This window comes from Streptomyces sp. PA03-5A (assembly GCF_033792725.1).
Lineage (GTDB): Bacteria > Actinomycetota > Actinomycetes > Streptomycetales > Streptomycetaceae > Actinacidiphila.
This window is the reverse complement of the sequence record NZ_JARAVL010000029.1, coordinates 50,402-68,333: the sequence shown is the minus strand read 5'-3', so window position 1 is coordinate 68,333 and position 17,932 is coordinate 50,402. Positions and strand designations below refer to the sequence as shown.

Below are 17,932 nucleotides of genomic sequence, written 5' to 3'. Positions count from 1 at the left end.
GGGCGGCGTCGGGACGCGTTGTCAGTGGCAGGCAGTAGCGTCATGGACGTGAAGCGAACGACTCAGACACCCAGGGTGGAACCCATGGCAGGAACCGACCGCGAGAAGGCGCTCGACGCCGCGCTCGCACAGATTGAACGGCAGTTCGGCAAGGGCGCCGTCATGCGTCTCGGCGACCGGCCGAACGAGCCCATCGAGGTCATCTCGACGGGATCCACCGCCCTGGACGTCGCCCTCGGCGTCGGCGGTCTCCCGCGCGGCCGCGTGGTGGAGGTCTACGGCCCGGAGTCCTCCGGCAAGACGACCCTGACCCTGCACGCGGTGGCCAACGCCCAGCGGGCCGGCGGCAAGGTCGCCTTCGTGGACGCCGAGCACGCCCTCGACCCCGACTACGCCAAGCGCCTCGGTGTGGACGTGGACTCCCTGCTGCTGTCCCAGCCGGACAACGGTGAGCAGGCCCTCGAGATCACCGACATGCTGATCCGTTCCGGCGCGCTGGACCTCATCGTGATCGACTCCGTGGCGGCCCTCGTGCCGCGGGCCGAGATCGAGGGCGAGATGGGTGACTCGCACGTGGGTCTGCAGGCCCGTCTGATGAGCCAGGCGCTGCGCAAGATCACCGGCGCGCTCAGCCAGTCCAAGACCACCGCGATCTTCATCAACCAGCTCCGCGAGAAGGTCGGCGTGATGTTCGGCTCGCCGGAGACCACCACCGGTGGCCGCGCGCTGAAGTTCTACGCCTCCGTGCGGCTGGACATCCGCCGCATCGAGACCCTCAAGGACGGCACCGACGCGGTCGGCAACCGCACCCGCGTCAAGGTCGTCAAGAACAAGGTCGCGCCGCCCTTCAAGCAGGCCGAGTTCGACATCCTCTACGGCCAGGGCATCAGCCGCGAGGGCGGCCTGATCGACATGGGCGTGGACCACGGCTTCATCCGCAAGTCCGGTGCCTGGTACACCTACGAGGGCGACCAGCTCGGCCAGGGCAAGGAGAACGCGCGCAACTTCCTGCGCGACAACCCCGACCTCGCCGACGAGATCGAGAAGAAGATCAAGGAGAAGCTCGGCATCGGCGTCCGGCCCGAGGCCTCGGGCGAGCAGCCCGGTGAGGACGCGGCCGCTCCCGCGGCGGTGGCCGACCCGGCGAAGGCGGACGCCGGCGCGACGGTCCCGGCGCCCAAGGCCGTCAAGGCGACCAAGGCCGCGGCCGCCAAGGCCTGACGGTGGTATCCGGGCACAAGGATCGTGGCGGCTCTTTCTCTCCCTCCTCGCCCGCCGTAGGGCAGGAGGGGCCCAGGGCGGAGCAAGAGCGCCCGCTCGACCCCGTGGAGCAGGCGCGGGCGCTCTGCCTGCGCCTGCTCACCGGGACCCCGCGCACCCGCAAGCAGCTCGCCGACGCCATGCGCCGCCGGGACATCCCGGAGGACGCGGCGGAGCACGTGCTGGAGCGGTTCGAGGACGTCGGGCTCATCGACGACCAGGCGTTCGCCAACGCCTGGGTGGAGTCCCGGCACCACGGCCGGGGCCTCGCCCGGCGTGCCCTGGCCCAGGAGCTGCGCACCCGGGGGGTGGACGCCGAGGCGATCGGCCAGGCCGTGGGGCGGCTCGACGCGGGGCAGGAGGAGGAGACCGCCCGCGCCCTCGTCGACCGCAAGCTCCGGGCCACCCGCGGCCTGGAGAAGGAGAAGCGGATCCGCCGGCTCGCCGGGATGCTCGCCCGCAAGGGGTATGCGGAAGGGCTCGCCCTGAGGGTGGTCCGCCGTGCTCTGGAGGAGGAGGGTGAGGACCCGGAGTCGCTGGAGCACTACCTGCCCGACTGAACCTCCGTTGAGGTTCCTTGACCGTTCCTCTGAGTCGACTTAGCCTCACAACCGGTGAGGGATCGCATCCTCAGAGATACGGGAGTTGGTGCCATGGGCATCGCGCTGGGGACCGAATCCGTGTTCACGGCCGTGGCCGTGGCCGTCACCGTGGTCGTCGCGGTCACCGCGGGGGTGCTGCTCCGACGGCTCCGCGCGGAACGCGAACAGCTCAGGGCGGCGGCCGAGCGTGAGGCCCGGGAGATCCGGGCCACCGCCAAGGAGGAAGTCCGCGAGATCCGGGCCGACTTGGAGCGGCGTGAGCAGCGGCTCGCCGACCGGGAGGCCCGCATCGACGCCGAGTCGGAGCAACTGCACCGGCGTCGCCGTGAACTGGCCGAGGAACGCGAGGAGCTGGAGCGCCGCCGTGCCGAGCTCAACCGGCTGGAGGAGGAGCGGCGCGATGTCCTGGAGCGCGTCGCCGCTTACACCGCAGCCGAGGCCCGTGCCGACCTCGTGCGCTCCGCCGAGCAACAGGCCAAGCGTGAGGCGGCGGTGATCGCCCGCGACATCGAGCGCGCGGCCCGCGACCGCGGCGAGGAACGCGCCCGGCGGATCGTGGCCGGGGCCATCCAGCGCGTGGCCACCGAGCAGACCGCCGAGTCCGTGGTCTCGGTGCTCCAACTGCCGGGCGACGAGATGAAGGGCCGGATCATCGGCCGCGAGGGTCGCAACATCCGTGCCTTCGAGGCCGTCACCGGGGTCAACCTCATCATCGACGACACCCCCGAGGCGGTGCTGCTGTCCTGCTTCGACCCGGTGCGCCGCGAGGTCGCCCGGCTCACCCTCGACGCGCTCGTCACCGACGGCCGCATCCACCCGCACCGCATCGAGGAGGTCTACGAGCGCAAGCAGGTCGAGGTCGAGCAGCTCTGCGTGCGCCACGGCGAGGACGCGCTCACCGAGATCGGCATCACCGACATGCACCCCGAACTGGTCACGCTGCTCGGGCGGCTGCGCTACCGCACCTCCTACGGCCAGAACGTGCTCGGCCACCTCCTGGAGTCCGCGCACATCGCGGGCATGATGGCCGCCGAACTCGGCATCGACCCGGCCGTGACGAAGCGCGGCACGCTGCTGCACGACATCGGCAAGGCCCTCACCCACGAGGTCGAGGGCAGCCACGCCCTCATCGGCGCGGACCTGGCGCGGCGGCACGGCGAGTCCGAGGACGTCGTCCACTCCATCGAGGCCCACCACAACGAGGTCGACCCCCGCACCGTCGAGGCCGTCCTCACCCAGGCCGCCGACGGCATCTCCGGGGGCCGTCCCGGCGCGCGGCGCGAGTCCCTGGAGAGCTACGTCCGCCGGCTCAAGCGACTGGAGCAGATCGCCGCCGCGCACACGGGCGTCGCCAAGGTCTTCGCCATGCAGGCCGGACGCGAGGTCCGGGTCATGGTGCGCCCGGAGGACGTGGACGACATCCAGGCGCAGGTCATCGCCCGTGACGTGGCCAAGCAGATCGAGGAGGAGCTCACCTACCCCGGCCAGATCCGCATCACCGTCGTCCGTGAGTCCCGCGCCACCGAGTTCGCCCGCTGACCGGACCGGACCGGACCGGACCGGACCGGATCGGCCCGGATCGGCCCGGACCGGATCGGCCCGGACGAACGGACCGGCCCGGCGGTTCACCCCGGCTCCGCCGGAGGTCCAGCGGGCGGAGCCGGGGACCGGCCTCCCCGGGCCCGGGCCCGCGCCCCGCCCCGTCAGTGGGGGACGCGGTCCTGGACGGGGCTCGGGGGGCCGCCGCGGGCGAGGTCGGCGTAGGCGTACAGCTCGGTCGGGCGGCAGCCGGTCATCACGGTCACCAGGTGGCCGTCCGGGCGGATCAGCAGCACGCTGTGCGCCGTCGACCCCGGGTACGCCTCCGTGACGAGCAGCTCCGCCCGGGTGGGCAGGGCCGCCACCGCCTTGGCCAGCCGAGGCATCAGGCCCGCGGTGAGCCAGTGCCGGCTCTCCCACACACCGGTGCCCGGCGCGACGAGGACGACCAGCAGGTCACGCCCGAGGCGCTCGTACAGGCGCGCTCCGGAGCCGTCGAGCGCCGTGACCGGGACGTCGACGACCGCACCGCCCGGGGGAGTGGCACAGGACCCCAGCAGCGGCGACGGCGCGGCAGCCGAGGAGGCCGAGGCCGCGGCGCCCGCCCCGCGGGGAGCGGGCAGCGCGAGCGGCGAGCGGGCGTAGACCGGCGGCGCGCCGAGCGGGCCCCGGCCGAGGTGGCCGTCGGTGAGCAGTTCGGCGTACCGCCGGGCGGAGCCGGAGAGCACGGAGCGTCGCACCGTGTGCCAGACACCGCTGGCCCGCAGCAGCGGCAGCACCTGGTCGGTGGCCCGCAGCCGGGCGCCCACCGCGCCGCGCCGCTCGGCCTGGTAGCTGTCGAGCAGCGTGTCCGAGGCGCCGTGGTGCCAGGCCAGGGAGAGCTTCCAGGCGAGGTTGTCGGCGTCGCGCAGGCCCTCCTCCAGCCCCTGCGCGCCCAGCGCGCCCATGAGGTGCGCCGCGTCCCCGGCCAGGAAGACGCGTCCGGCGCGCCAGCGCCGGGCCAGCCGCTGGTGCACCGGGTACTCGGCGGAGCCCAGCAGCTCGTACGACGGAACGCTTCCGCACCAGGCCGAGAGGGTGCCGCGGATCCGCGAGACGAGCTCGTCGGAGGTGAGCGGCTCACCGCGCGCGGGCAGCAGCCAGTCCAGCCGCCACACCCCGTCCGGCAGCGGACGGGCCGTCACCTCCGGTCCCGCGCCGGGCCCCGGCGGCTCACGGTGCAGCAGCGCCACGCCCTCGTCGGGCAGCGCGACCCGCAGTGCGGCGACGGCGTGCCGGTCGACGGCCGTGCGGCCGGGGAAGCGCACGCCCAGCAGCTTGCGCACGGTGGACCGCGGGCCGTCGCAGCCGATCAGGTAACTCCCGCGCCACCAGGTGGCGTTGGCACCCTTGGTGCGGACGCTGACACCGCGGTCGTCCTGCTCGACGGAGTCGACGCGCGCCCCCGGGACGATCCGCACCAGCGCCTGCTCGGCGAGGGCCCCGCGCAACCCGTGCTCCAGGCGCTCCTGCCCGATGTGCAGCGGGGAGGGCCCCTGCCCGCCGGACGCGCGGTCGCCGAACTCCACCCGGACGGTCTCCTGCCGTCGGCGCAGCGTCCGCCACGCCTCCCAGGTGGCGCCGGACTCGTAGAGCCGTCGGTGGCCGAGCCGGACCAGCAGCCCGGCGGTCTCCGGGCTCAGTACGGCCGTGCGTTCCGCGGAGAGGGCGGGCGGGTGGTCGTGCTCGTCGAGGACGATGCTCGGCACGTCGTGCCGGGCCAGGCAGAGCGCGAGGGCGAGCCCGACCGGACCCGCCCCCGCGATGATCACCGGGTCCACGGTGCGGTCCCGGGAAGTTGTGCAGTCACATTGCGTATGCAACCTACTGCGCGTGCGTGCGTCAAGTGACCACACCTGTCGCGCGGTGGTGCGCCTGGCGCACCGTCACTCCGCGGCGGCCTCCACCGCCTTGATGTCACCGGACTTCGGCGGCGCGCCCTTGCGGCTGCGGCGGCCGCGACGCTCGATCCAGTTGGCCAGCGAGCTGAGCGCCAGGCACATCAGGATGTAGATCGGCGCCACGATGATGATCATCGGGATGAAGGGGAAGCCCGCGCTGTTCTTCGCGATGAGGTTGCCGATGTAGAGCAGCTCCTCGTACGTGATGATGTACCCGAGTGAGGTGTCCTTCAGGGTGACCACCAGCTGGCTGATGATCGACGGCAGCATGGCCCGGACCGCCTGCGGGATCAGTACGAAGACCATGACCTGCGTCTTGCGCAGGCCGATCGCGTACGCGGCCTCGCGCTGCCCCTTGGGTACGGCGTTGATGCCGGCCCGGAAGATCTCGGCCTGCACCGAGCCGTTGTAGAGGGTGAGGCCGATCACCAGCGCCCACAGCGGGGCGGCGGTAAAGAGGCCCACGTACAGCGCGAAGATCATGATGAGCAGCGGCATCGCGCGGAAGAACTCCACGACGACGGTCGCCACCCACCGCACCGGGGCGTGGTCCGACAGCCGGCCGGCCGCCAGCGCCGCGCCCAGCACCAGCGAGAAGACCGCGGCGAGCGCGAAGGCCTTCAGCGTGGAGACCAGACCGTCGACAAGGCGCTGCTGGATGTCGGTGTACTGGAAGGGCTCCCAGAGGTACGAGGCGAACTGCCCCGACTCGTCGAGCCGCCGGTAGACGAACCACAGCAGGGCGAGGATCGCCAGGGCGGCGACCGCGCCGACGACCCGGTTGCGGATCCTGGCCCGGGGGCCGGGGGCGTCGAAGAGGACGTTCGTGCTCATCGGGCCACCGCCAGCCGGTTCTCGAGCAGTCGGAAGACCGCGCTGATGAGGAGGGTGAGGACCAGGTAGGCGATCGCCACCCAGATGAAGGTCGCGAAGACGCTGTAGCCCTTCTCACCGAGCGCCTTCTGCACGCTGAACAGCTCGGTGACGCTGAAGGCACCGGCGATCGCGGAGTTCTTGGTGAGCGCGATCAGCAGGCTGCCGATGGGCGGCAGCACGGTCCGGGTGGCCTGCGGCAGGATGATCAGCCGCAGGGTCTGGGTGAAGGTCATCCCGAGGCTGCGGGCGGCCTCGGCCTGCCCGAGCGGGACGGTGTTGATGCCCGAGCGCACGGCCTCGCAGATGAAAGCCGAGGTGTAGCAGCTCAGGGCGAGCACCGCGAGCCGGAAGTAGCTCCAGGTGTTCAGCCCCAGCCGGGGCAGCACCAGCACCGCGATGAAGAAGAGCAGGGTCAGCGGGGTGTTGCGCAGCAGGGTCACCCACGCCGCGCCGAAGGCGCGCAGGGGCGGCACCGGGGACACCCGGAAGGCGGCCATGATCACCCCGAGCACCAGGGCGATCGCCCCGCTGAGCGCGGTCAGCTCGACCGTGCCGAGGAACCCCTCGCGGAAGAGCGCGAAGTTGTCCAGCAGTACGTTCATCGATTCTCCGAAGGGGGTGCGCCGACGGCCGCTCCTGGCCGCCGGCGCATCAGGCTCGGGCTGTGCCGGGGAGGGGGGACGGGACCCGGGTCAGGCCGGGTCCCGCCCGCTTCAGGACTGGAGCTGCGGGATCTCGGCGCTCACGCCGGACTTGCCGAGCGTGGCGTCGTACGCCTTCTTCCAGTCGCCGTTGTCCTCGTGGTTCTTCAGCGCGTTGGTGATCGCCTCCTGCAGGACCTTGTCGTCCTTGAGCAGGCCCACGCCGTAGGCCTCCTCGGAGAACGGCTTGCCGACGACCTCGAGGTTGGCCGGGTCCTGGGCCGCGTAGCCCTTGAGGATGGCGTCGTCGGTGGTCACCGCGTCGACCTGGCCCGAGGCCAGGTTCTGCACGCACAGCGAGTAGGAGTCGTACTCGACGGGCTCGGCGCCGTAGTTGCCCTCCTTGATGCGCTGGATGGAGGTCGAGCCGGTCGCGGAGCAGACCTTCTTGCCCTTGAGGTCGCTCGTGCTCTTGATGCCGCTGCCCTTCTTGACCAGCAGGTCCTGGCCCGCGACGAAGTACGGGCCGGCGAAGGAGACGGACTTCTTGCGCTCGTCGTTGATGGTGTACGTGCCGACGTAGTAGTCGACCTGGCCGCCGGAGAGGGCGGTCTCGCGGTTGGCCGACTGGATCGTCTTGTACTCGATCTTGCTCTCGTCGAAGCCGAGGTCGGCGGCGATCATCTTGGCGATCTCGATGTCGAAGCCGGAGTACTTCTTGCTGCCGGGGTCCTGGTAACCCAGGTTCGGCTGGTCGGCCTTGACGCCGATGACGAGCTTGCCGTTCTTCTTGATCCGGTCCCAGGTCTTGGAGCCGGCCAGGTCCACACCGGTCTTGACGGTGTAGGTGGGCAGTTCGGCGGCGGCCGCGCTGCTGGAGCCCTTGCCGGGGGTGCTCGAGGAGGAGGGCGAGCCCTCCTTGCCGCACGCGGTGGCGGTGGCGGTCAGCGCCAGGACGGCCAGAGCGGCGGCGGCAGTGGTACGGAACCTCATGGTGATCATCCTTAGGTCGGCGAACCGTCGGTGTCGCTCTCAGTGGTGAAGGATCTTCGAAAGGAAGTCCTTGGCCCGGTCGCTCCGGGGATTGCTGAAGAACTGGTCGGGCGTCGCCTGCTCGACGATCCGCCCGTCCGCCATGAAGACGACGCGGTTGGCGGCGGACCGGGCGAAGCCCATCTCGTGGGTGACGACTACCATCGTCATCCCGTCGCGTGCGAGCTGCTGCATGACCTCCAGCACCTCGTTGATCATCTCCGGGTCGAGCGCCGAGGTCGGCTCGTCGAAGAGCATGACCTTCGGCTCCATCGCCAGCGCCCGGGCGATCGCCACGCGCTGCTGCTGGCCCCCGGAGAGCTGTGCCGGGTACTTGTCCGCCTGGCTGCCCACGCCCACCCGGTCCAGCAGGGCACGGGCCCGCTCCTCGGCGGCCTTCTTGGCGGTCCTGCGCACCTTGACCTGGCCGAGCGTGACGTTCTCCAGGACCGTCTTGTGCGCGAAGAGGTTGAACGACTGGAAGACCATGCCGACGTCGGCGCGCAGCCGGGCCAGCTCCCTGCCCTCCTGGGGCAGCGGCTTCCCGTCGATCGTGATCGCGCCCGAATCGATCGTCTCCAGGCGGTTGACGGCCCGGCACAGCGTCGACTTGCCCGACCCCGAGGGGCCGATCACGACCACGACCTCGCCGCGGCCGATGCTGAGGTTGATGTCCTGGAGCACGTGCAGCGCGCCGAAGTGCTTGTTCACGTCCTTCAGTACGACCAGGTCGTCGGGCGCCGGAACGGCGTCCTCGGTCACCGGCACTTCGGTCATCGGCGTGTGCTCCATCCTCGTCGGTTGACCAGACCTTGGCGATCACCCTATTGACGCTCGGCGAACCGAGTCAGCACATCTGAGGGGAACTTGAGCATCACGATCCGGTCACTGGCTGGCACAAATCCGGCACTGTGGGTGAGCCCGGCCGGTTGTGCAGCGTACCGGCTCCGTAACAGTCGCCCCGCGGGAGCGGGCTGCGCTTGACGCGCACGTGGCCCATCGGCGTGTATTCGGTGGTAGAGCATGATTGCGGGGGCGTGAAGGGCCGGACCGCGGGAGGTGAACGGATGAGACTGCTGCTCGTGGAGGACGACCACCGGGTCGCCGCCGCGCTGTCGGCCGTGCTGGCCAAGCACGGGCTGCAGGTCACCCACGCCCGCAGCGGCGAGGAGGCGCTGCACGCGCTGCTGCCCGACCACGGGCCCGGCTTCGACGTGGTCCTGCTCGACCTCGGCCTGCCCGACCAGGACGGGTTCGAGGTGTGCAGCCGCATCCGGCTGCGCACCGCCATCCCCGTGATCATGGTGACCGCGAGGGCCGACGTGCGGTCCCGCATCCACGGCCTCAACCTCGGCGCCGACGACTACGTGGTGAAGCCGTACGACACCGGTGAGCTGCTCGCCCGCATCCACGCCGTCTGCCGCCGCAAGGCGCAGGAGGCGCCCGCCGGGCCCGAGGCGGAGGGCGCGGAGGCTCCCGACGTCATCGGGCTGGGCCCGGTCCGCGTGGAGCTGGCCACCCGCAAGGTCACCGTCGACGACGAGCCGGTCGCGCTCACCCGCAAGGAGTTCGACCTGCTCGCGATGCTCGCGCAGCGGCCCGGTGTGGTCTTCCGCCGCGAGCAGATCATCAGCGAGGTGTGGCGGACGAGTTGGGAGGGGACCGGACGCACCCTTGAGGTGCACGTGGCGTCCCTGCGCTCCAAGCTGCGTCTGCCCTCCCTGATCGAGACCGTGCGCGGGGTCGGCTACCGCCTCGTCGTGCCCGCCGGCTAGGAGGCCGTCCTCCCGTGCATGCCCGGCTGCTGCCGCTGCTCATCGTGCTGATGGCCGGTGTGCTGCTGGCCCTCGGCTTCCCGCTCGCCGCCAGCCTGGCCGCCGCCCAGCAGCAGCGGGTCGTCGTGGACCGCATCGACGACACCGCGCGCTTCGCCGCGCTCGCGCAGTACGTCAGCACCGACGGCGGCGGCGAGCGGGAGAGTACGCTGCGGGCCGAACTGCTGCAGTACCAGGAGGTGTACCGCATCAGGGCCGGCGTCTTCGACCGTGACGGCAAGCCGATCTCCTCGGCCCCGGCCGGCTGGAAGCTGCCCACCGGCGGCGAGGCCTTCACCGCGTACAGCGAGGCCCTGGCCGGGCGGCGCAGCCACGACCCCACGCAGATCTGGCCCTGGCAGCGCCGCTCGCTGCCGGTCGCCTCCCCGGTCGTCCGGGACGGCGACGTCGTCGCGGTGGTGCTCACCGACTCGCCGACCGGTGCCATGCGCTCGCGCATCCTGCGCGGCTGGCTGCTGCTCGCGGCCGGTGAACTGGCCGCCATGATCGTGGCCGTCATGGCGGCCTTCCGGCTCACCGGCTGGGTGCTGCGCCCGGTCCGGGTGCTGGACCGGGTCACCCACGACATCGCCACCGGCCGGATGAAGTCCCGCGTGGCGGTGTCCGGGGGGCCGCCGGAACTGCGGCGCCTGGCACGCTCGTTCAACGAGATGGCCGACAACGTCGAGGAGGTCCTCGACCAGCAGCGGGCCTTCGTCGCCGACGCCTCCCACCAGTTGCGCAACCCGCTGTCCGCGCTGCTGCTGCGGATCGAGCTGCTGGGCCTGGAACTGCCCGACGGGCACGAGGAGATCGCCTCGGTCCGGGAGGAGGGCAAGCGCCTCGCCTCGGTCCTGGACGACCTGCTGGGCCTGGCCACCGCCGAGCACGCGGAGGCCAACCTCGCCCTCACCGACATCGCCGCCCTCGCCGCGGAACGCGTGGAGGCGTGGCGGCCGGTCGCCGAGCGCGACGGCGTGGAGCTCTCCTACGGGGGCGCCGCCGCCGTGACCGGCTGGGCCGACCCGGTGGCGCTGTCCAGCGCCCTCGACGCCGTGATCGACAACGCCGTGAAGTTCACCCCGGACGGTGAACGCGTGCGGGTCACCACCGAACTGCGCGGCCGCCCCGGCGCGATCGACGTGACCGTCGCCGACGGCGGGCCGGGCCTCACCGAGGACGAACTCGCCCGCATCGGCGACCGTTTCTGGCGCAGCCCGCGTCACCAGAACGTCGAAGGCTCGGGCCTCGGCCTGTCCATCGCACGGGTGCTGCTGGCGCAGGGCGGCGGCAGCATCGCGTATGCGCCGAACGAGCCGCACGGACTGGTGGTGACCCTCACGGTGCCGCGTACGGCTCCCTGAGTCCGGGGCCGGCCTGGCGGGCCAGCGGGTTGGAGCCGATCGAGTTGTGGATGCTGAAGTTGACGGCGTCCGAGCGGTAGCGGTCGTCCGACCACTCCACCGGGCGGCCCTTCTGCGTGGTGGTGACCCGGCGCACCCGCAGCAGCGGGCTCCCGCGCCGCACGCCCAGCAGTTCGCTGTCCCGGGTGCCGGCCGCGACCGCGTCGATCAGGTGCTCCCCGTAGGCGAAGACCAGGCCCGTGTCGTCGTACAGCCGCTGGGTGACCGACTCGCAGTCCGGCTCTATGCGCAGCACCGCGGGGGCGATCCAGTCGGCGTAGACCGTGCGCTCCACCAGGACGTGCTCACCGTCCAGTCCGCGCACCCGCAGCACGTACAGCACGTCCGCGCCCGTGCGCAGGTGCAGGCGCGTGGCGTCCTCCGCGGTGGCCGGACGGGTCTCGGTGCGGACCACGGTGCCCGAGGCGGCGCGCCCCATGGCCCGCGCCCACTGGGCGAAGCTGCGCAGCTCCGCGAAGCTCTGGCTGCGCCGGCTGGCCAGCACGACGCGGCGGGCGCCCTGACGGGAGCCGATCAGCCCCTCCGCGGTCAGCGCGGCCACGGCTTGGCGCACCGTGCCGCGGGAGACGCCGTACCGGGCGGCCAGTTCGGTCTCCGGGGGGAGCAGGGCACCGACGGTGTACTCCTCGTCGTCGATGGCCCGCCGGAGCTCCTCGGCGATCTCCTCGTGCCGCGCCGCCACCGCGCCCCCTTCCGTTCATTCACCGTCTGCGCACAACATCGCTCAGCGTAGACGAGCCGCGCGCCGATCGCGCGCAGGGGTTCCCGGCGTCCGGGGCCGCTCCCGGGGTCCTTGGCTGAAACGGGACGACTGCCCTCTGCAGGCTTGCCGAGGTTTTCCCGCCGTTTACGGAAAGGCCATTGACGCACGGCCTACTGAAGGCCAACTTGTTCGGACAAGTTGAACCGCCCCGACCTCCCTGGCCCTCAGGACCCGACTTCCCCTCCAGGAGACTTCCGTGCCCGCGTCCCTTCCGAAGGCGGCCGTACTCGCCGCCGGCCTCGCCGTGACCGCGCTGGCGCTCAGCGCCTGCGGCTCGGCCCCCACCACCCAGACCGCCGCCGACGGCAAGAACGGCAAGAGCGCGGCCACCGCGACCTCCGCCGAGGAGTTCGGCGGCATGGACGCCCTGGTCGCCGCCGCCAAGAAGGAGGGCACGCTCAACGCGATCGCCCTGCCCCGCGACTGGGCGAACTACGGCGCGCTGATCGACGGCTTCACCAAGAAGTACGGCATCAAGATCCAGAACGAGACCCCGGACGCCGCCAGCCAGGACGAGATCAACGCCGTCACCTCCCGCAAGGGCCAGGACCGCGCCCCCGACGTCCTCGACCTCGGCGCGTCCTTCGCGATCAGCGGCGCCCAGCAGGGCCTGTTCGCCCCCTACAAGGTCGCCTCCTACGACGACATCCCGGCCGCCCAGAAGGACGCCCAGGCCCGCTGGTACAACGACTACGGCGGCTACGTCTCCATCGGCTGCGACGCCAAGCGCGTCAAGAACTGCCCGACCACCTTCGCCGACCTCCTCAAGCCCGAGTACAAGGGCCAGGTCGCCCTCAACGGCAACCCGACCAAGTCGGGCTCGGCCTTCGGCGGCGTCTACGCGGCGGCGCTGGCCAACGGCGGCTCCTTCGACGACATCCAGCCCGGCATCGACTTCTTCGGCAAGCTGAAGAAGAACGGCAACTACAACCCCGTCGAGTCCACCCCGGCCACCGTCGAGAAGGGTGAGACCCCGATCAGCATCGACTGGGACTACCTCAACGCCGGCTACGCCGAGGAGTTCGCCAGCAAGGGCGTGGACTGGAAGGTCTCCGTCCCGAGCGACGGCGAGTACGCCCAGTACTACGCGCAGGCGATCAACAAGGACGCCCCGCACCCGGCGGCCGCCCGCCTGTGGCAGGAGTACCTGTACAGCGCCGAGGGCCAGAACCTGTGGCTCGCCGGCTTCGCCCGCCCCGTCCTGATGCCCGCGATGGACACGGCCGGCACCCTCGACAAGACCGCCGCCGGCAAGCTCCCCGCGGTCAGCGGCACCCCGTCCTTCCCGACCGACGCCCAGCAGAACAAGGCCAAGGAAGTGCTGGCCCAGGGCTGGGGCAAGGCTGTCTCCGGATGACCGACCCGATGACCGCCACCGCGGCGCCCGTCGCCGCCGCTGCCGGGGCCACCGCCCCGGCGCGGCGGCGCTCGGCCGGCTGGCTCGCGGTGGTCCCGCTGCTCGTCTTCGTGGCGATCGGTTTCGGGGCCCCCGCGGTCGCCATGCTCAACGGCGCCTTCACCGTCAAGGACCCCGCGACCGGGGCCACCTCGTACACCACGGCCAACCTGACCACCTCCCTGCAGGGCGCCTACCTGACCGCCCTGTGGGGCAGCGTGAAGCTGTGCGGGCTCTCCGCCGCCATCGGCGCGGTGTTCGGTCTGCTGCTCGCCCAGGCCGTGGTGACCTCGCGCTTCCGCGCGCTGCGTGAAGCCGTGCTGACGGCCTCCGGCGTGCTCGCCAACTTCGGCGGGGTGCCGCTGGCCTTCGCCTTCGTGGCGACCCTGGGCAACGCCGGCGTCCTCACCCGCCACCTGGGTCTCGCCGACCACGGCTGGAGCCTCTACAGCTTCTGGGGCCTGGTCATCGTCTACCTCTACTTCCTCATCCCGCTCATGGTGCTCACCGTGACCCCTGCGCTGGAGGGGCTGCGCGTCCAGTGGCGCGAGGCGGCCCAGAACAACGGCGCCACCAACGGGCAGTACTGGCGGTACGTCGCCCTGCCCGTGCTGGCCCCCTCGCTCCTCGGCGGCCTGGTCCTGCTCTTCGGAAGCGCCTTCGCCGCCTACGCCACCGCCGCGGCGATGGTCGGCAGCTCCGTGCCGCTGATCACCCTGCAGATCGCCGACGCCATCTCCGGCAACGTCCTGGTCGGGCAGGAGAACGTCGCCCTCGCCCTCAGCCTGGACATGGTCGTCGTCGCCGGCCTGGTCATGGCGGTCTACCTGCCCCTGCAACGACGGAGCGCGCGATGGCTGGTCTGACGAGCACCCGGATCCGGCCCTGGCGCGGCATCGTCCTCGCCGGTGCCGGCCTCTACTTCCTGGTGCCGCTGGCCGCCTCGGTGATCTTCACCGTGGACGTCCCCGGCCAGGGCATCACCTTCGACGCGTACGGGCAGATCCTGGGCGCCGAGGGCTTCACCTCCAGCCTGCTGCTCTCCCTGGAGCTCGGGGCCGCCACCATCGCCGTCGTCCTGCTGCTGATGGTGCCGGCCATGGTCGCGCTGCGGCTGTCCGCGCCCAGGCTGCGCCCGGTGGTCGAGGTCGTCTGTTCGCTGCCGCTGGTCGTGCCGCCGATCGCGCTGGTCGCCGGGGTGAGCAACGTGCTGCGCTGGGGCCCCGAGCACCTGGCCACCACGCCGCTCTTCCAGACCTTCGTGGCCATCCAGAACCCGTCCTTCCCGGTCGTCCTGGTGCTCACGTACGTCGTGATGGCGCTGCCCTTCGTGTACCGGGCCCTGGACGCCGGACTGCGGGCGGTGGACGTCCGCACCCTGGTCGAGGCGGCCCGCTCCTGCGGCGCCGACTGGCCGCGCGCGCTGGTCCGGGTCGTGCTGCCCAACCTGCGCGGGGCGCTGCTCAACGCCTCCTTCCTCACCCTCGCCCTGGTGCTCGGCGAGTTCACCGTCGCCCAGCTGCTGGGCTTCCAGCCCTTCGCGGTGTGGATCGTCACGGTCAGCGGCTCGCAGGCCCAGCTGTCCGTGGCCGTCTCGGTGCTCAGCCTGCTGGTCACCTGGGTGCTGCTGCTCATCCTGGCCGCCGTCGGCGGACGCCGCCCGACCTCACGTACCGCCTCCCGGAAGTGACCGAGACATGACCGACACCGTCCCCGCCCCGGCCGACGCCGCGCCGACCGTGCCCGGCGGCGCCACCGTCGAGTTCCGGGCGCTGCGCCGCGCCTTCGGGCCCACCGTCGCCCTCGACGGACTGGACCTGACCGTCCGGCCCGGAGAACTCCTCGCCCTGCTCGGCCCGTCCGGCTGCGGGAAGACCACCGCGCTGCGGATGCTCGCCGGATTCGAGCACCCCGACTCCGGTCAGGTGCTGGTCGACGGCAAGGACATCACCAAGATCCCCGCGCACCGCCGCGACGCGGGCATGGTCTTCCAGTCCTACAGCCTCTTCCCGCACCTGAGCGCCGCCGACAACGTCGCGTTCGGGCTGCGCATGCGCAAGGTCGGCACCGCCGAACGGCGCGCCCGCGCGGCGGAGCTGCTGGAACTCGTCGGCCTGCCGGACCACGGGGACCGCTACCCCCACCAGCTCTCCGGCGGTCAGCAGCAGCGCGTGGCCCTCGCCCGCGCCCTGGCGCTGCGGCCGCGCGTCCTGCTCCTGGACGAGCCGCTGAGCGCGCTGGACGCCAAGGTGCGCACCAACCTGCGCGAGGAGATCCGCCGTCTCCAGCTCGAACTCGGCATCACCACGTTGTTCGTGACGCACGACCAGGAGGAGGCGCTGTCCATGGCGGACCGCGTCGCCGTCATGAACGCCGGGCGGATGGAGCAGTGCGCCGCCCCCGCCGAGCTGTACGACCGCCCCGCCACCGCCTTCGTCGCCGAGTTCGTGGGCACCAACAGCCGCCTGCCGGGCCGGCTGACCGACGGCGGCACCGTCGAGGTCCTCGGCCGGCGGCTCCCCGCCCAGGGCGACGTGCCCGCGGGCACCGAAGTGGACGTTCTCGTCCGTCCCGAGGCGGTGCGCCTGACCGCCGACCCCGCCGGCGACGCGCGCGTCGTGGCGACCGCCTTCCTCGGCGCCGTCACCCGGGTGACCGTGCAACTGGCCGACGGCGCCTCCGTCAAGGCCGACGTGGCCGGCTCCGACGCCGCCGCCCTCCCGCCGGGGGCGACCGTCACCGTCTCCCTGCCCGACCGGCCCGTCCTGGTCACCGCGCGCACCGCCTGACCCCGATCGCACCTCCCATCCCCCCACACCCCCGAGGAAAGAGAGCCCCGTGACCCACCCACCGCACCACCCGCTCCAGGCCGTCCTGTTCGACATGGACGGCACGCTCGTCGACACCGAGGAGCTGTGGTGGGAGGCGGTCGCCGAGGTGGCCGCCGGGCTGGGGCACGTGCTCGGCGACGCGGACGTGGCCGAGGTCCTCGGCCGCGCCGTCGAGCACACCGCCGCCCACCTGGCCACCACGACCGGGACGGCGGCCGGTGCCGACGAACTGGCCGCCCTCCTGCACCGGGAGTTCGCCGAGCGGGTCCGTGCCCGCACGGTGCCCCGCCCCGGCGCGCTGGAGCTGCTGGACGAACTCGCCCGGCACGAGATCCCCATCGCCCTGGTCTCGGCGTCCCCGCGCGAGGTCGTGGACATCGTGCTGGCGGTGCTGGGCCGCGAGCGCTTCGCGGTCTCCCTGACCGCCGACGACACCCCCCGCACCAAGCCCGCCCCCGACCCCTACCTCGCCGCCGCCCACGCCCTCGGCGTGGACCCCGGCGCGTGCGTGGCCGTCGAGGACACCCCGACCGGTGTGGCCTCCGCCGAGGCCGCCGGCTGCCGCGTGCTGGCCGTGCCCTCCCTGGCGCCCATCGCCCCCGGCGCCGGACGCGCGGTGCTCGGCAGCCTGGAACGGGCCGACGTCTCTGTGCTGCGGGCCCTGGTCGCGCGGCCCCCGTCCTTCCTCGTGCCCGCCTTCACCAGCCGGCGCGCCCGCGTCGGCGAGCCATTCCGCGCCACGGTCGCCGGGCTCCTGCGCGGCGCCCCCGTCACCTACGCCGGGACCGCGGGCCCCGACTGGGCGCGGGTCTCCGCCGACGGCACCATCACCGGCACCCCCGACGCACCCGGCGACGCGGAGGTCGCCGTCACCGCCACGGACGCCGACGGCCGCTCCACCACCGTCACCGTGCGTGTGCCGGTCGTCGCGGCGGGTGAAACCGTCGTGCGCGAGCTGCGCGTCATGAGCTGGAACCTGTGGCTCGGCGGCACCCGCGTCGACGACCACCGGGACAAGCAGCTGCGCGTGCTGCTGGAAGCCGACGTGGACGTCGTCGGCCTGCAGGAGACGCGGACGCACTCCGCCAAGGAACTGGCCGAGGCGCTGGGCTGGGACCACCACCAGGCGGGCGACAACCTCGGCGTCATCAGCCGCTACCCGATCGTCTCCCGCCACGGCCTGCCCGCGAGCCCGTTCTACGGTGGCCTCGGTGCCACCGTCCGGCTCGACGAGGGCCACGACGTCACCTTGTGGAGCGCGCACCTGAACTACACCCCGTACGGCCCCTACGACGCCCTCCACGACCGGCAGCCGGTCGAGGTGCTCGTCGAGCACGAGGCGGCCTCGGGACGCGTGGACCAGATCCGGGACATCCTGCACGACATGGCCGGCGACCTCGCCGCCCGCGACACCACCCCGGTCGTCCTCGTCGGCGACTTCAACGTCCCCTCCCACCTGGACTGGACCGCCGAGGCGGCGCCCCTGCACGGCGGGTACGGACCCGTGCCCTGGCCGGTCACCCTCGCCGCCGAGGCCGCCGGACTGCGCGACTCCTACCGCGAGGCCCACCCGGACCCCGTGCGCGAGCCCGGCACCACCTGGTCACCCGTCACCCCCGAGCCCGAGCCGCAGGACCGGATCGACTACGTCCTGTACGCCGGGCGGGGCCTGCGGGTACTGGACTCCACCACCCTGGTCACCGGGGAGCCCCGCCCCGAACCGGACGTGGCAGGCAACGCCTGGCCCTCCGACCACGCCGCCGTGGTCACCACGTTCGCCCTGTCGTAACGGGCGGGCCCGCGCGACCGGCCGG

15 protein-coding genes and 1 pseudogene are annotated in these 17,932 nt (G+C 72.4%); 10 read left to right on the top strand and 6 right to left on the bottom strand.

The window, feature by feature from the left end:
* The first annotated feature begins 84 nt into the window (after positions 1-84).
* The 3 genes and pseudogenes from recA to rny all read left to right on the top strand — a co-directional run bounded on the left by recA (position 85) and on the right by rny (position 3,401).
* Complete coding sequence (recA, locus tag PV410_RS30960; RefSeq protein WP_500329058.1) at positions 85-1,221, top strand: recombinase RecA; 1,137 nt, start codon at positions 85-87, stop codon at positions 1,219-1,221.
* Positions 1,119-1,820 (top strand): annotated as a pseudogene (gene recX / locus PV410_RS30955) (recombination regulator RecX); the annotation flags it as partial. The gene recA and the pseudogene recX, both read left to right, overlap by 103 nt.
* A gap of 93 nt (positions 1,821-1,913) precedes the next feature.
* Complete coding sequence (rny, locus tag PV410_RS30950) at positions 1,914-3,401, top strand: ribonuclease Y (protein ID WP_500329057.1); 1,488 nt, start codon at positions 1,914-1,916, stop codon at positions 3,399-3,401.
* A 164-nt stretch (positions 3,402-3,565) separates the two neighbouring features.
* Here rny and PV410_RS30945 read toward each other — a convergent pair whose 3' ends face one another.
* From PV410_RS30945 to PV410_RS30925, 5 genes are all read right to left on the bottom strand, one after another.
* Entirely contained in the window at positions 3,566-5,221 is a 1,656-nt protein-coding gene (locus PV410_RS30945; protein WP_500329056.1) for an FAD-dependent monooxygenase, read from the bottom strand.
* 105 nt (positions 5,222-5,326) lie between these two features.
* The gene (locus tag PV410_RS30940) at positions 5,327-6,175 is read right to left on the bottom strand and encodes an amino acid ABC transporter permease (RefSeq protein ID WP_018561803.1); all 849 of its coding nucleotides are present in this window, start codon (positions 6,173-6,175) and stop codon (positions 5,327-5,329) included.
* The gene (locus PV410_RS30935) at positions 6,172-6,819 is read right to left on the bottom strand and encodes an amino acid ABC transporter permease (protein WP_500329055.1); all 648 of its coding nucleotides are present in this window, start codon (positions 6,817-6,819) and stop codon (positions 6,172-6,174) included. Before PV410_RS30935 ends, PV410_RS30940 begins: the two co-directional genes overlap by 4 nt.
* A 111-nt stretch (positions 6,820-6,930) precedes the next feature.
* A complete protein-coding gene (locus PV410_RS30930; protein WP_500329054.1) occupies positions 6,931-7,851 on the bottom strand; it encodes a glutamate ABC transporter substrate-binding protein in 921 nt (306 codons plus the stop codon).
* Positions 7,852-7,890: 39 nt separating this feature from the next.
* Positions 7,891-8,667, bottom strand: coding sequence for an amino acid ABC transporter ATP-binding protein (locus PV410_RS30925; protein ID WP_500329053.1), 777 nt, complete (start codon positions 8,665-8,667; stop codon positions 7,891-7,893).
* Positions 8,668-8,957: 290 nt separating this feature from the next.
* On the opposite strand from PV410_RS30925, the gene PV410_RS30920 reads away from it, so the two are divergent.
* Both PV410_RS30920 and PV410_RS30915 read left to right on the top strand, forming a co-directional pair.
* The gene (locus PV410_RS30920; RefSeq protein WP_500329052.1) at positions 8,958-9,665 is read left to right on the top strand and encodes a response regulator transcription factor; all 708 of its coding nucleotides are present in this window, start codon (positions 8,958-8,960) and stop codon (positions 9,663-9,665) included.
* A gap of 14 nt (positions 9,666-9,679) precedes the next feature.
* Complete coding sequence (locus PV410_RS30915) at positions 9,680-11,068, top strand: sensor histidine kinase (protein WP_500329051.1); 1,389 nt, start codon at positions 9,680-9,682, stop codon at positions 11,066-11,068.
* Here the strand turns inward: PV410_RS30915 and PV410_RS30910 are convergent.
* Complete coding sequence (locus PV410_RS30910; RefSeq protein WP_499514398.1) at positions 11,043-11,810, bottom strand: GntR family transcriptional regulator; 768 nt, start codon at positions 11,808-11,810, stop codon at positions 11,043-11,045. The genes PV410_RS30915 and PV410_RS30910 overlap by 26 nt on opposite strands.
* Positions 11,811-12,087: 277 nt before the next feature.
* On the opposite strand from PV410_RS30910, the gene PV410_RS30905 reads away from it, so the two are divergent.
* The 5 genes from PV410_RS30905 to PV410_RS30885 all read left to right on the top strand — a co-directional run bounded on the left by PV410_RS30905 (position 12,088) and on the right by PV410_RS30885 (position 17,907).
* On the top strand, positions 12,088-13,248 hold the full coding sequence (locus tag PV410_RS30905; RefSeq protein WP_500329050.1) for an ABC transporter substrate-binding protein: 1,161 nt from the start codon (positions 12,088-12,090) through the stop codon (positions 13,246-13,248).
* Entirely contained in the window at positions 13,245-14,153 is a 909-nt protein-coding gene (locus PV410_RS30900; protein ID WP_500329049.1) for an ABC transporter permease, read from the top strand. The genes PV410_RS30905 and PV410_RS30900 overlap by 4 nt, the downstream gene beginning before the upstream one ends.
* Positions 14,141-14,977, top strand: coding sequence for an ABC transporter permease (locus PV410_RS30895; protein ID WP_500329048.1), 837 nt, complete (start codon positions 14,141-14,143; stop codon positions 14,975-14,977). Before PV410_RS30900 ends, PV410_RS30895 begins: the two co-directional genes overlap by 13 nt.
* Before the next feature lie 7 nt (positions 14,978-14,984).
* Entirely contained in the window at positions 14,985-16,076 is a 1,092-nt protein-coding gene (locus PV410_RS30890) for an ABC transporter ATP-binding protein (RefSeq protein WP_500329047.1), read from the top strand.
* Positions 16,077-16,170: 94 nt separating this feature from the next.
* On the top strand, positions 16,171-17,907 hold the full coding sequence (locus PV410_RS30885) for an HAD-IA family hydrolase (protein WP_500329092.1): 1,737 nt from the start codon (positions 16,171-16,173) through the stop codon (positions 17,905-17,907).
* Positions 17,908-17,932: the final 25 nt, after the last annotated feature.

Bases quoted from the DNA above. Each gene is read 5' to 3' on its own strand.
- PV410_RS30930 (WP_500329054.1), bottom strand. From the start codon at position 7,851: ATGAGGTTCCGTACCACTGCCGCCGCCGCTCTGGCCGTCCTGGCGCTG.
- PV410_RS30895 (WP_500329048.1), top strand. From the start codon at position 14,141: ATGGCTGGTCTGACGAGCACCCGGATCCGGCCCTGGCGCGGCATCGTC.
- PV410_RS30885 (WP_500329092.1), top strand. From the start codon at position 16,171: ATGGACGGCACGCTCGTCGACACCGAGGAGCTGTGGTGGGAGGCGGTC.
- PV410_RS30890 (WP_500329047.1), top strand. From the start codon at position 14,985: ATGACCGACACCGTCCCCGCCCCGGCCGACGCCGCGCCGACCGTGCCC.
- PV410_RS30940 (WP_018561803.1), bottom strand. From the start codon at position 6,175: ATGAGCACGAACGTCCTCTTCGACGCCCCCGGCCCCCGGGCCAGGATC.
- PV410_RS30920 (WP_500329052.1), top strand. From the start codon at position 8,958: ATGAGACTGCTGCTCGTGGAGGACGACCACCGGGTCGCCGCCGCGCTG.
- PV410_RS30935 (WP_500329055.1), bottom strand. From the start codon at position 6,819: ATGAACGTACTGCTGGACAACTTCGCGCTCTTCCGCGAGGGGTTCCTC.
- PV410_RS30925 (WP_500329053.1), bottom strand. From the start codon at position 8,667: ATGACCGAAGTGCCGGTGACCGAGGACGCCGTTCCGGCGCCCGACGAC.
- recA (WP_500329058.1), top strand. From the start codon at position 85: ATGGCAGGAACCGACCGCGAGAAGGCGCTCGACGCCGCGCTCGCACAG.
- rny (WP_500329057.1), top strand. From the start codon at position 1,914: ATGGGCATCGCGCTGGGGACCGAATCCGTGTTCACGGCCGTGGCCGTG.
- PV410_RS30900 (WP_500329049.1), top strand. From the start codon at position 13,245: ATGACCGACCCGATGACCGCCACCGCGGCGCCCGTCGCCGCCGCTGCC.